The sequence below is a fragment of the Myroides odoratimimus genome (assembly GCF_030326305.1).
GTDB lineage: Bacteria > Bacteroidota > Bacteroidia > Flavobacteriales > Flavobacteriaceae > Flavobacterium > Flavobacterium odoratimimum_A.
The window spans coordinates 15,934-28,484 of sequence record NZ_JACAKB010000023.1; the positions used below are offsets into that span (position 1 = coordinate 15,934).

Below are 12,551 nucleotides of genomic sequence, written 5' to 3' on the forward strand. Positions count from 1 at the left end.
CACAAAAACAATAAAGGTCACTAACATAAGCTAGTGACCTTTATTATATCTTTAAATTAAGTACATTAAGTCAGAAAATTCTTAATTCTTAATTAAACTATATCTCGTGTTGCAAAACGAAAGCTTTATTATACGTCTCTTTACGTTGTTTACGAGGATAGAATACTAAGCCTATCTTACCATCAGTGATAGGACTTATCCCTGATAATACTAAATCATTATTATCAATAGACAACACTTCCTTAGTCAATAAGTTTTGATATCCTTTTTTATTTTTGTTATAGAACAGCTCTACTAGTTCATCATTCTTAATCACTAACCACCCATTTCCAAACTCAGTCGTGAATTGTACTGCATTAGTATCATCGCTTACGCGTTGTGGATGCCAAGTACCAAAGAACTCATCACCGATATTAAATAGGTCTCCGTACATCCCTTCTCCATCTGCATCTATCTCTACGATACCTATCTCACCATTCTCCTCACATAATAAATATGATTTCTCATCAAATGACAAAGTCAACGCTTCGTGTACAAAAGGAAAATCAAACTCTAGTAATCTTCTTCTCAGTTCCTCTCCATTCTCATCTATCTGACGGTGAAGCCATCCATCCTCTACCTCTGTAATGATATGAATCTCTCCATTTCGTACACAGATCTTATTATCTTTAGGAAAAGGAATAGCTACTTTCTTTTCATCCACTAGCACACCTTCTTTAAATGCTATAACGTTCATTACATCTGCCGCTTTTTCGCTCCAGATATCTACATTATAGAAAATAGAATGGTCTACTGTACATCCTACAAAGCGTCCATCAAATGACTTGCTCCCTTTAAATCCTTTTACACTCTTATCAAATATTGCATAAGAAGTCATCTCTTCTTCCTCTCCACTTACTAAAGAAACAAAGTTATCCTTAGTAGGGCTTAAAAATAAAGTAGGCAATACTCCCCTAGTCTCTTTCTCCTCTTTTGTATTCCCATCTTTATCAATGATAGTATATACTAACTCATAAGTATTAGTATCTCCTTCATTCGAATAAATATAATTTGCGATTAACAGTCCCTCTTTATTCCAACAGCTCCCCTTTACGCTTAATGCATAAGGTACTTCTATTGTAGATATTAACCCAAAAGATGTTTTTTCGTTCATAAGATTTAAAGCGTTTAATTCTGTGCAAAGGTAGCAAAAACAATATAGACATACTTGTATAACACACAAAACTTATTTAGTTTACCGTGGACAGCTATCAGTTATCAGAATTGCCTACACATAGTGTTGTAATGCCGATGGCGCGGATTTATATCACACAATAACCACTAAGTACATCTTGTCTATAAGAAAAACTTAATTCTTAATTATACTAATACGTCTCCTATCTCAGCATGCATCTTTTTAAACATAGCTGCTGCAAAAGGACATAACGGCAATACCTTTAAATTCTTTTCTCTTACATAAGGAATTACACCTTCAAGTAATATAGCCTTTCCTACTCCTTTACCATTAAATGCTTCTTCTACTCCCGTATGATCTATAATAATCTTATCTGTACCTGCTACAGAATAAGTCATATCTCCAGCGCGCTGTCCGTCTATATAAGCAACGAAAGTGCCTTTTGTCTCTTGAGCTTCATGTTTTATTTCCATAATATATTTCTTTTATTGGTTAATACTTTTCTTTTTTCTTAATACTCCTTATCGGTTTTCTGTTCCCTGTTTCTCGTTCTCTAAACCGCTAATTCTGTATTTATAGTCACTTCTCCTGTCAATACCTTATGTACAGGACATTTATCAGCGATAATCGCTAATCTCTTCTTCATATCAGCATCTAATGATGCACCTTCGAAAGACACCTTTCTATTAAAAGTAGTCTTTGTCCCTGTAGTATCTCTAGTCATCTCTATTTCCACCACGATCTTCTCAGCTTCCCACTTCTTTCTATCCATATACATTCTCAGTGTAGCAGCTGTACAACTCGCTAGTGAAGTAGCTAATACTTCGAATGGGTTAAACCCTTTATTCTGTCCACCTAGATCAGCAGGCTCATCAGTAATCAATACATTACTACCAGCTGTAACCTCTGTATAATATAATTCAGTACCTAAAACGGCTTTTACTATCACGTCCATATTACTTCTTATTTTTAAATGATTTCATCCCTTCTGGAAATGGTACATAACTATCACTATCCCCTTGAATTAAAGGAAACACCTCATAATTCTGATTGATCCAGTCTTGTTTTGCTTTCTCTAGTTTATCAGTATCATGAGACACGAAGTTCCACAGTATATAGCGCTCTTCTGGTAGAGGTTCCCCTCCGAAGATATAGACTGTAGTATTAGGCTTCATTTCGAACTCACATAGCGTACTATCATTAGAGATCAAGATATTCTTAGGTTCGTACTCATGCTCACCACTCTTCACTCCTCCTTCTAAGATATACATCGCTGCCTCTCCGAATAGTCCACTTCCGATATTGATCTTTTTATGTTCTGTAGATTTGATTTCGATATAATACAATGGGCTATGTACAGGCACAGGTGATTTTCTTCCTAATGCTTCTCCTGCTATCAGTTTATACGACACACCATCCTCTTCCCAACTAGGCAAATCTTTTGCTTCGATATGCACAAAAGAAGGTTCCATATCTTCTAGTTCTTTAGGCAATGCTATCCAAATCTGTAACCCATGTAGAATAGCATCTGGTGTAGTAGTACGTATATCTTCTGGCATGCGCTCAGAATGTACTACACCTCTACCTGCTGTCATCCAGTTTACCGCACCTGGTGTGATACGCTCTACGCTTCCTACACTATCTCTATGCATGATCTGTCCTTCGAATAGATAAGTCAATGTAGATAAACCTATGTGAGGATGTGGATCTACATCTAAATTATCGTGTTCTGCTACGGATATAGGTCCCATATGATCTATAAAAGAAAATGGTCCTACGGTTCTCTTTTGTCTAAAAGGTAATAATCTACCTACTAAGAAATTACCAATACTCGCTGCACGTTCCTCTATAACTAAATCTACGTTTGACATAATATGATTATTTAATTGATGAATACTTAATTGTTCTAGTGTAAAAGTATAGAAGCTCTATTCATTACTAGTTAATATAGATTAAGAACCACTTAATTTATCTCCCAAAACTCTTCTCTTTAAAGATAATGATTCTATAGAATACTGTAAAGTTGAAAACACTTTTTTAACGTTTATAACAGTTCCCCTTTCTAATAAATAGACTTCCTCCTTATATTCTCTTCGAGTTTCTTGAGGTTTGCTAGAGGTTTTCTTCGAGTTTACTAGCCCAAAGCACGTTTTTCAGCAAGAATACTCCTAGACCCCCCAAGGAATCTCCTAGCATCCTACACCAAGATTAAGGCACTACACTCATTAATGGTGTATAAAAAAAATAAAGCATAAGTCAACTCAATAAACTTATGCTTTATAAACAAAACCTAAATAATAAAATCTTTATTACTTATCTGATGTTAATTAACTAGGTTAACATCGCTCCAAAAAAAAAATAACTATGAAAATGTATACTACATCTATACAATAACAAATGCTGTGCCAAAAAAGCAATTTGAACGAATAGAATGATTTTTTATTCATAATTCTACACTATACCTCATCATTTAGTTCACTAAACTTGAGTATTGACAGGGGGTAATGCTATTTTTATCACAGATAGTATTCTAGAGTATTTTATTACCTCTATAATGATAATGTTCTTTTTAGAATAAAATTAATACCTACTCTACCTCTTCTATTTAATCCCATTTATGCTCAGATGACAAGGCTAACTTACCTCCTCCTGTAAAGAATAACCCAACAGCAACTAAGGCATAGATACCTAATAACTCTCCCTTCCATCCACCGTTATCATTCAAGCTAAAGATATCTGAGCTCTGTACTAATAACATAGCCGTAATACAATTAATTGCAAATACTAAACTGGCTAATCGCGTTCTATATCCTATTAAGATCAGAAGAGGTGCTATCACTTCTCCTACATAGACTCCGTATCCAAAAAAGGCAGGAAGCCCTTTATCCATTAACACACTTTGGATAAACGAAATACCATTAAATAATTTTCCTATTCCGTATAACAACATTGGAAAGCCAATACTAATACGCGTAATTAATAAACCGATATCTTGATTCTTGTTCATTTCTATTGTATTTTAAAGATTTATTTTTGCAAAAACACCAACGTTTTCTAGGTGTTTCCATGAATTATTAAACTGTTCTAAGTTGGCTGCTATCCCAAAACTATATTCCTCATACTTCACCCCTAATCTGATATGTTGGAATCCTCTGGTATATTCTTCTGCATTCACATTACCCACTGCGGATACTCTGAATAGTCCTTTCACCTTATCAGTTAACTGAGGGCTGTATTCAAATAACAATGATTGTTCTAGTGTAAAACCCGCTTGGTAAGTTGTCCCTACAGCATAAGAGAATAATACCTCCTTACCTGATACCTGATATTGTAACAACATACTGGCAAACTTGCCTGGATTCTTAATACCTACTGAAGTGTTTAAACTAAAATGTTTTGAAAATTGATAAGCTAACGTATTACGCATAAATAGAATATTGTGCTTATCATTATCATATTCTGTATCGAATAGAATAAGGTTCTGAAGTTTTACCTTATCACTTATCTGATAATTAAATGTATGGGTGTAAAAATAAGAACGGTGCCCTACCATTCCTTCTGGATTATATGAAAATTTCTGAGCTAAAACACCTTGCCCAAAAAACATTATAACAACTGCATAAAAAAAAGCTAATCTCATTTGTATTCTATCATTATTTATATAGGACAAATGTATTAGCTCGAGACAACGTGCTTCTTAAGATAACTTAAGAAACACCTATACGGTAAAAAAACTGATCTATTATAAGTGCTTTTTCTTTAAATAGCTTAAAAACTCAGGGGTAACACCTAAGTAAGAAGCAATGATATACTGAGGTACACGTTGCTCTATATCTCTGTACTGCTTTATAAAATTCTGATAACGAGAGTACACCTCTGTACTGAGATTCTCTAACATACGCTCCTGTAGTGCTACATAAGCGTTCTGAATCTTAATTCTGAAGAAAGTAGATATCTCAGGAACATCTAAATACAGTCGCTCTAAATTAGCCTGACTAATCTGTAAGACCACAGCTGATTCGATAGCCTGAATATACATCTGAGAGTCTTTCTGCGTTAGATAACTATACAGATCATTAATCCACCAATTCTCAATACCAATCTGTAGGGTATGCTCTTGACTATTCTCGTCTAGATAATAACATCTAGCACTACCCTCTGCTATAAAACGCATATATTTAGAAGGTTGTCCTGGTGTAAGTAGAAACTCCTTTCTCTTTAACTTCACTATTTCTAAACTGTCTAATACTTTATGTACAGCCTGTTCATCTAGTGTAATAGTCTGTCTTAAATGTGCTATAAAAACTTCAAAATACTGCTTCTGCATATTCATTGCTCAAAAATAAAAAACAAAGAAACGCTTTTTACAGCAATATAAAAACGATAGAAAAAGCTTTATCTACAACAAAATATATCACATTTCAAACAATATCATTTTATAATGAAACTTAACAAACACTCCTGTTTTGTATTCTAAAAAACCTTATTACTTTTAGGATGAGACAATCAAAGGTTAGAAGGTCTTAATCTATAATTACTACTATTAACAACACAATCAACTACTTTTTATCAATGAAAAAGGGACTATCGCTTGATAGTCCCTTTTTTAATTTATCTATAATAGATTCTAAAAAACAGTCTTTATTACTACTTATGATGCAGCTACTACTTTAAGTCCAATAATAGAGCCTATCAAAGTAGCGATAAAAAACATCCTCCAAAAAGTAGCAGGATCTTTAAATACAAATATTCCTACTAATACTGTTCCTACAGCACCTATACCAGTCCATACTGCATATGCTGTTCCTAGTGGTAAGGATTGAGTTGCCTTTACAAGAGCTGCCATACTACAAACTAAGGCTATCAAAAAAGCGGCATACCATCCTACTGCTTCTGCTCCTGTAGCTTCCTTAGCTTTACCTAAGCAAAAAGTAAAACCTACTTCAAATAATCCACCAATAATTAAAATTATCCAGTTCATTTGTTCTAAAATTTTAAGCGTGCAAAGGTGGATAATATTATTTTATTATTTTTTATCAAATGAAAATAAAATTCTCAATTATTTTTAATATAGCGATTTTATAATCGTTGAGATTTAGTTGTATTAGCATCAAGAGTTAGTGAATGCTAGGATACTTTGGTTTAAAACAGCATATAATTGCGCCGATAGTTCTTTGTATTTCTGCTCTTGAGCATCGTCACTCAGTTGCCCTACATCATTCCATGACCCCATACCTCCAAATACATAAGCTCTATCCGCTGCCTCCATTAAGGCTAATGCCTCATCTGTATATCCGCCTTGTACGATCATATCTTTTAGATACGTAGCAGATGATGGTTTCTTATTCTCCAATACGCTCTTCGCTCCTGAGAATATCGCTTCCCAATTAGACAACTCTTCTTGCTTACAGAAGGTTACTAGTTCATCTAATACAGACGCAAGGGCGATACTCTGTACCGTCACATCATATTTAGTACTAGGCAACTCATGGATAGGAGCAAGTCTATAGATCACATCCCACACTCTATCTGCCCCTAGCTGACGCTTATCTTCATTGACTTCCCACTTGCTATACCAAAATTCTGATCGATCTTCTAAGACAGTCTCTACCATCCATACTCCTCCACCTCCTACAAATCCGGCTGTCATATACTCAGGGGTATTAGGTTTAGCAAAAGATTGATAAAATAACTTCACTTGCTTCACTCCTCTGAATTTTAAAGAAATAAACCAGTCTATAGGTGCTTGAGTTGTATATTGATTCTTATCTCCTACTACAGGAATATGAAATAACACTTTATTACAATACATAGAGATCTTCTCTCCTTGATTAGAAATCTCTGGTAAACAATCATTTAAATATGCGTTAGAATAACTTACTACACTAACCATCTGAAGTATCGATACATTCATAGCTATAAAATAAAGCCCTAAATTATATAAATATAAAATACGACACAAAAAACTAAATGCCAATATTCTCAAAAATATTGGTTATAAAAGGATACTACTATATGCTAAAAAATGTATATTGCTGGATTAGATTACACTTAATATTATTCATCATGGCTAGTCCGGCTAAAATACCTTATCAGAGTTTTATAAAAATAGATAGAAACTCTACTACTGCAGTGTATATGCAGATAGCAAATCAATTTAGCAATGCTATACAACGCAACTTTATCCCTGAGGGAACTAAACTACCTGGGACTAGAACGATAGCAACATTACTATCTGTAAATAGAAATACAGTAATTGCAGCATTTGAAGAAATAACAACACAAGGATGGATAGAAATGATCCCTAACAAAGGGTGTTTTGTATTAAGTAAAAAATCAATTCGACCTAAGACCAATACAGATATCGATTATCAAAATATCCAACAATATCCTGCTAAACCTGGATACTCTTTTCAAATCAATAATATACTAGATTCTCCTTATGAGACAAACCACTGTGACTATATGTTTAACGATGGGACAACAGATACTAGAATTAGTCAACTAGGTCAACTCTCTTCTTTCTATAGCGCTAACCTCAAAAGAAAAAGCAATCGAAAAAAACTATACAATATAAAAAGTGAGGATAACTACCCATTCAAAAACAATATGGCTAATTATCTAAACCTATCTAGAGGACTACATATCAGTAAGAATAATATACTAATCACTCGTAATACTGAAATGAGTATCTATATAGCTTGTAGGGTATTACTCTCTCCTGGTGATAAAGTGATCGTAGCTAAGCTGAGCTACTATTCTAGTAATATGACGTTTCAAGAAACTGGAGCTCATGTATTAACAGTACCTGTAGATGAACAGGGCATAGATGTACAAGCAGTAGAAGAAATGTGTAAATCACATACTATCCGTATGCTGTATCTAACACCTCATCACCACTACCCTACTACTGTAACCTTAAGTGCACAGCGCAGAGTAAAACTACTTAACTTAGCACGTAAGTATGGCTTTATCATCCTAGAAGATGACTATGACTATGATTTTCATTATGACAAAAGCCCTGTATTACCACTAGCGAGTGTAGACTCAGATGGCATGGTAGTATACATTGGATCTTTTGGCAAATCATTAGCGCCCACTTTTGAGCATGGGTTTATTGTAGCACCAGAAAGTGTTCTAATAGAAATGCAAAAGTTTCTAAGATTATTAGATCCTAGAGGAGACATCATCATGGAACAGGTATTAAATGAATTAATAGAAGAAGGCGAAATCTTTAGATATCTAAAAAAAGCTTCTAAAATATATAAAGAAAGACGTGACTCATTCGCAGAGTTGTTACAACATTTTTTTAATGATGATATTCATTTTACAGTACCTGCTGGTGGATTAGCTATCTGGACAGAATGGAATATACCCATCAACTTAATGCAACTCCATAAACAATGCGCTAAGAATAACCTTTACCTACCTAAAACGCTACTCTATCAAGATAAAAAACTAACAGGTATGAGATTAGGATTCGGGCACTTAACAAAAGATGAAATGGAAGTAAACCTAGATATTCTATATCGCTCTATACATACACTAAAATTTTCTAAATAGAACTCAATCTATAGTAATTAAATAACCAAAATTTAATTATTATTAATATATTTATTTATTATTATAAATTTTCAACATTTAAAATGAAAATATTTAAGACTTGTATTTTTATAACATTATGCGCAGTTACATTCATGAGCTGTAAAAAGGAAGAGAGTTTTAAGCTTCCTGAGATGTCAGAACAAGAAAAGATATTGAGTAAAGCAGTTATTGGTGATTGGACAGAGTTCTCTCCTTTTAATGAAGAAAAGCCTAAAAATTTTTCTTTAAAAGAGAATGGAGACGCTACATCTGTGAATATGGTTAATAATGAATATAAAAACTGGTGGGTACAGAATCACGAGCTTTTAGTTCTTTCTAATAAGGATACACTACACTTTACAATAAAAGCGACTAATGAGAATATCATTGTTTTAGAAAAAAATAATCAAGATTTTACTTATAAAAGAGTAGGTACTAACTAGATAATATAAGTTCAATATAAAAGACAAGAGCGAAATGTAGGTGTACATTTCGCTCTTGTCTTTATACAATGATTCATTACCAAATCGGAATCTTATGCATATAAGCGAGTTGGAATAATTTATCTTCTATAGCATCACTGCTAATATATCCTTTATACTTAGGAGAGCTCATTTCTTTATAGATGCGCTTAGCCTGTCCTGTTAGCCCTTCTTGCTTTATAAAGTTGTTAAAGCCTAAACAGTTCTCTTCATAAGAAGCAAAACAGGTCATAAAATCAATAGGATAGACAAACTGTTTAGGAGACATATTTACATTAAATCTCCATCCTTGTTCTATCGTATAAGCGATCAATGAGTCTTTATTTCTAAATTGTTCAAATATAGGATTGACATAACTCACTAAAAGTTCTCTAAAAACTACTATTTGTTCGTCGATATTCTTTGGGGTAATTTCCCAACTAAACTTATTAGACATAACAGGGATAATATCATGAAGATAGGATATAAAGACAGTGTCTACTGCTAGATCTCTACTTCTATACTTTTGTAACCTCCACTTTTTTAGCTGTTCCGATAATACCATGATAAGGCATGATAGCTGTACACTGGCCTTTACATCACTCTGAGTTGCATGGAACTTCAGCACCAATTCAAAGCCTGTGTCCTCTAGCTTTTGTTTGAGCACTAGACCTTTCTGAGTAGCTATAAACCCCTTATCTAGATAGGGAGCACTGATACCATGGACGAATTGTAAAAAAACTTGTTTTCCTGACATAAAAACAGTTTTAGGTTTGTGTATTATTCTCTTACCAATTCAATACAATTTACATTACCTTCTTTATTTTCATGTTCTAACTTATAGATTAAGGCTTCCATCTTTCTATAGAAATTAAAATAAGAAGCAAACACAAATAAAGTAAGTAATGATAATGCATTAATAATTATCCCTAGTTCGATAATATACATAACATCTATTCTCGTAGCCATACTATACTGATACATACGCAACAAATAGATCAATAAGAAACTAATCCAAATCAATAAAATCCAATAAAACCTAAACTTCTGCAATCTCGTAGTCGTATTCTTATGTATATACGATACCGCACTGATTGTCATCTTGTTTAATAAACGATACGGCATCACTAGATTAAAAACAGGTATTAACCATCCAAAGACCACCCAATATTTAGAATCATGAAGACGAGTGTCTAAAGACTGCATATTCACATAAGCTCTATAAAACCATACAACAAATACAATAAGAAAAAAGGCACCTGCTACAATATTCAATATCGTTACGATGAAATTTATAGTTTCAAATCTTACTAGATCCTTATTGATATACTGTACTCCTAGATTCGCTTTAGTATATATATTGTGCTGAATAAGCAAACAGTTCAAGCTTGCTACAGATGATATAATCAATAACTTAATTGCGACCATTAAGGCGTCTGCTCTACTTACATTAGATAATAGCATATCTCTAATTTGTATTTATAGTTTATCTCCAAAGTTCTTGACTTTGAATCTTGATTTCTTTTACTGTATTTCCTTTTGTATTGCCTATTTTATTTTCACATACTACCCAATACATTAGTTTTCTTTTGCTTTTAGGATTGATATAAACACAGCTTAACAATGGAGACTCAGGACTATTTCCTTTGCCATTTTTATACTTCATCGGAGTAGTACAATAAGGTTGTAGTTCTTCTATTGTTGTATTATATAAATACGTAGGATCTACAAACGCTATATTGCCTTGTTTATCTTTAGTATAGGTACTTTGCATTAAAAACTGAAGTGTATAAAACAACTTATCTCCCTGTCTTAGTTTCTCAACAGAAAAACGAGATTCTTCTGCTGTCTTATACGGAATATAATACAACGTATCTCCTTCAAAATTATCATATATACTGTAATCCATAGCTCCTTCTTTCATTTCTTTAGGAGCAATAGCTAAGGTCTTTAATATTTCTCTTACTTGACTATTATCAACCTGCTCTTCTGTTACTAATTCCATTAACTGGCCTATCTTTTGGCTAAAAGACATCTCCTGTGCTGACATAAGTAAAGCACTGAAGAAGGTTACAATAGTAAATATAACTCTATACATATATTCTAACTTTTAATTTCTCTAAATTAAAACAATTGAAAACGAACACAAAATAACTAATAGGTAAATTTCTGAATATATTCAGCTCGCTTCTCTTTACTTATTTTTAAACCTTGTTCAATATAATAATCAACAGATCCGTACTTCTCCTCTATTCCTTGAAACATTGCTTCAATATAAATAGGCTTAATCCAAGAGAAATTCTCTATGACTTGATAGTTAATCTTCGGAAAGATCACTTTACCTACTTTAGCAAGCTTCATTCTTCCCTCTACTTCACTTACTCTATAATTATTAGACAACATATATTCAGAAACAATCGTCTCTCTATCTACCTCTAGAATGCTAAGTATCATTGCTCCTATCATACCTGTTCTGTCTTTACCTGCAGAACAATGAAATAATACTGCTTCTTTAGATTCAAAAACATCATCCATTATCCCTCTGACTAACTGTGGATTCTCTGTCATATACAGTTTATAAAACTCCATCACTAGACTATCAGATTGTACAGGAGTTACTCTTCCTTTAAGCACCTCCTTTTTAGTCTTAGAGAACATATCCTCAGAGTCGTCATACACTTGTACATTCTTATATTCTATGCCTTCTGGTACCCTATCTGGTTTCTTCGTTATTTCTTTATCTGTACGTAAGTCTATAACTGTTTTTACATTTAGATTATCAAGTTTAGTATACTCTTTTTTCTTTAGTTTAGATAAGTGTCCACTTCTAAAGAAATGTCCCCATATAATCTGTTTTCCATCTTTATTTCTAATCCCTCCCATATCACGAAAGTTATGAACCTTCTTAAACTCGATATGTCTATTCGATCGATATACAGTATCACCATTAGAAACAATAGGAAATACTGGTCGCTCACTTCTATGTACAAAGAACTTACCCACCTCTGTTTCTACTTGAGTTTTTTGATCTAACACAAGCTTTTCATCAGGGGCTAACTGTACCATATAGCCTTTTTTACCTTCTGTTACATTCTTATTTTTATCTAAATCAGAAAAATAAATAGGCTGATAAGTTTGATAAGAACATCCTACAAATAGAGTTGATACAAGTATTATCTTGACTAAAGTATAGTGACGCATAAATATTGAATTAAGGTTACTAACAAAAATAGGTATAATAATCTAGAATACCATTTTACTACTCTATTCAATAAATAATAGTAAAAACAAAAAAAGATCCCAAATGCTAGAAGCAATGGAATCTTTTAAAA

General features: G+C 33.1%; 15 protein-coding genes. 2 read left to right on the forward strand and 13 right to left on the reverse strand.

The window, feature by feature from the left end; translation table 11 throughout:
* Positions 1-97: 97 nt before the first annotated feature.
* The 9 genes from HX049_RS14200 to HX049_RS14240 all read right to left on the reverse strand — a co-directional run bounded on the left by HX049_RS14200 (position 98) and on the right by HX049_RS14240 (position 7,088).
* Entirely contained in the window at positions 98-1,153 is a 1,056-nt protein-coding gene (locus HX049_RS14200) for a hypothetical protein (protein WP_286416643.1), read from the reverse strand.
* A gap of 206 nt (positions 1,154-1,359) precedes the next feature.
* On the reverse strand, positions 1,360-1,647 hold the full coding sequence (locus tag HX049_RS14205) for a GNAT family N-acetyltransferase (RefSeq protein WP_286416644.1): 288 nt from the start codon (positions 1,645-1,647) through the stop codon (positions 1,360-1,362).
* An 80-nt stretch (positions 1,648-1,727) separates the two neighbouring features.
* Positions 1,728-2,129: an OsmC family protein gene (locus HX049_RS14210; RefSeq protein WP_225600333.1), complete on the reverse strand. Its 402-nt coding sequence runs from the start codon at positions 2,127-2,129 to the stop codon at positions 1,728-1,730.
* 1 nt (position 2,130) lies between these two features.
* Positions 2,131-3,045 carry a pirin family protein gene (locus tag HX049_RS14215; protein WP_286416648.1) on the reverse strand — a complete coding sequence of 305 codons (915 nt, stop codon included), beginning with the start codon at positions 3,043-3,045 and terminating at the stop codon, positions 2,131-2,133.
* 734 nt (positions 3,046-3,779) lie between these two features.
* Positions 3,780-4,181 (reverse strand): DoxX family protein, encoded by a 402-nt coding sequence (locus tag HX049_RS14220; protein ID WP_286416650.1) that lies wholly within the window; start codon positions 4,179-4,181, stop codon positions 3,780-3,782.
* A gap of 12 nt (positions 4,182-4,193) precedes the next feature.
* Positions 4,194-4,814, reverse strand: coding sequence for a hypothetical protein (locus tag HX049_RS14225; protein WP_286416651.1), 621 nt, complete (start codon positions 4,812-4,814; stop codon positions 4,194-4,196).
* 102 nt (positions 4,815-4,916) lie between these two features.
* Positions 4,917-5,507 (reverse strand): Crp/Fnr family transcriptional regulator, encoded by a 591-nt coding sequence (locus HX049_RS14230; protein ID WP_286416653.1) that lies wholly within the window; start codon positions 5,505-5,507, stop codon positions 4,917-4,919.
* Positions 5,508-5,825: 318 nt separating this feature from the next.
* Positions 5,826-6,155 carry a DMT family transporter gene (locus tag HX049_RS14235; RefSeq protein WP_016649011.1) on the reverse strand — a complete coding sequence of 110 codons (330 nt, stop codon included), beginning with the start codon at positions 6,153-6,155 and terminating at the stop codon, positions 5,826-5,828.
* A 129-nt stretch (positions 6,156-6,284) separates the two neighbouring features.
* A complete protein-coding gene (locus HX049_RS14240) occupies positions 6,285-7,088 on the reverse strand; it encodes a hypothetical protein (protein WP_286416656.1) in 804 nt (267 codons plus the stop codon).
* A 152-nt stretch (positions 7,089-7,240) separates the two neighbouring features.
* Here HX049_RS14240 and HX049_RS14245 point away from each other — a divergent pair, with 152 nt between their 5' ends.
* Both HX049_RS14245 and HX049_RS14250 read left to right on the forward strand, forming a co-directional pair.
* Positions 7,241-8,737 carry a PLP-dependent aminotransferase family protein gene (locus tag HX049_RS14245; RefSeq protein WP_286416702.1) on the forward strand — a complete coding sequence of 499 codons (1,497 nt, stop codon included), beginning with the start codon at positions 7,241-7,243 and terminating at the stop codon, positions 8,735-8,737.
* A 134-nt stretch (positions 8,738-8,871) separates the two neighbouring features.
* On the forward strand, positions 8,872-9,201 hold the full coding sequence (locus HX049_RS14250; RefSeq protein ID WP_286416658.1) for a lipocalin family protein: 330 nt from the start codon (positions 8,872-8,874) through the stop codon (positions 9,199-9,201).
* Positions 9,202-9,277: 76 nt separating this feature from the next.
* On the opposite strand, the gene HX049_RS14255 is transcribed toward HX049_RS14250, so the two are convergent.
* From HX049_RS14255 to HX049_RS14270, 4 genes are read right to left on the reverse strand one after another with little or no spacing between them, the layout of a single operon-like run.
* Positions 9,278-9,976 (reverse strand): hypothetical protein, encoded by a 699-nt coding sequence (locus HX049_RS14255; RefSeq protein ID WP_286416660.1) that lies wholly within the window; start codon positions 9,974-9,976, stop codon positions 9,278-9,280.
* A gap of 23 nt (positions 9,977-9,999) precedes the next feature.
* Positions 10,000-10,683 (reverse strand): DUF4328 domain-containing protein, encoded by a 684-nt coding sequence (locus tag HX049_RS14260; RefSeq protein WP_286416661.1) that lies wholly within the window; start codon positions 10,681-10,683, stop codon positions 10,000-10,002.
* Positions 10,684-10,705: 22 nt separating this feature from the next.
* Entirely contained in the window at positions 10,706-11,317 is a 612-nt protein-coding gene (locus HX049_RS14265; protein WP_286416662.1) for a hypothetical protein, read from the reverse strand.
* A gap of 56 nt (positions 11,318-11,373) precedes the next feature.
* Positions 11,374-12,420: a tyrosine-protein phosphatase gene (locus tag HX049_RS14270; RefSeq protein ID WP_286416664.1), complete on the reverse strand. Its 1,047-nt coding sequence runs from the start codon at positions 12,418-12,420 to the stop codon at positions 11,374-11,376.
* Positions 12,421-12,551 lie beyond the last annotated feature (131 nt).

Bases quoted from the DNA above. Each gene is read 5' to 3' on its own strand.
- HX049_RS14200 (WP_286416643.1), bottom strand. From the start codon at position 1,153: ATGAACGAAAAAACATCTTTTGGGTTAATATCTACAATAGAAGTACCT.
- HX049_RS14205 (WP_286416644.1), bottom strand. From the start codon at position 1,647: ATGGAAATAAAACATGAAGCTCAAGAGACAAAAGGCACTTTCGTTGCT.
- HX049_RS14210 (WP_225600333.1), bottom strand. From the start codon at position 2,129: ATGGACGTGATAGTAAAAGCCGTTTTAGGTACTGAATTATATTATACA.
- HX049_RS14215 (WP_286416648.1), bottom strand. From the start codon at position 3,045: ATGTCAAACGTAGATTTAGTTATAGAGGAACGTGCAGCGAGTATTGGT.
- HX049_RS14220 (WP_286416650.1), bottom strand. From the start codon at position 4,181: ATGAACAAGAATCAAGATATCGGTTTATTAATTACGCGTATTAGTATT.
- HX049_RS14225 (WP_286416651.1), bottom strand. From the start codon at position 4,814: ATGAGATTAGCTTTTTTTTATGCAGTTGTTATAATGTTTTTTGGGCAA.
- HX049_RS14230 (WP_286416653.1), bottom strand. From the start codon at position 5,507: ATGAATATGCAGAAGCAGTATTTTGAAGTTTTTATAGCACATTTAAGA.
- HX049_RS14235 (WP_016649011.1), bottom strand. From the start codon at position 6,155: ATGAACTGGATAATTTTAATTATTGGTGGATTATTTGAAGTAGGTTTT.
- HX049_RS14240 (WP_286416656.1), bottom strand. From the start codon at position 7,088: ATGAATGTATCGATACTTCAGATGGTTAGTGTAGTAAGTTATTCTAAC.
- HX049_RS14245 (WP_286416702.1), top strand. From the start codon at position 7,241: ATGGCTAGTCCGGCTAAAATACCTTATCAGAGTTTTATAAAAATAGAT.
- HX049_RS14250 (WP_286416658.1), top strand. From the start codon at position 8,872: ATGAGCTGTAAAAAGGAAGAGAGTTTTAAGCTTCCTGAGATGTCAGAA.
- HX049_RS14255 (WP_286416660.1), bottom strand. From the start codon at position 9,976: ATGTCAGGAAAACAAGTTTTTTTACAATTCGTCCATGGTATCAGTGCT.
- HX049_RS14260 (WP_286416661.1), bottom strand. From the start codon at position 10,683: ATGCTATTATCTAATGTAAGTAGAGCAGACGCCTTAATGGTCGCAATT.
- HX049_RS14265 (WP_286416662.1), bottom strand. From the start codon at position 11,317: ATGTATAGAGTTATATTTACTATTGTAACCTTCTTCAGTGCTTTACTT.
- HX049_RS14270 (WP_286416664.1), bottom strand. From the start codon at position 12,420: ATGCGTCACTATACTTTAGTCAAGATAATACTTGTATCAACTCTATTT.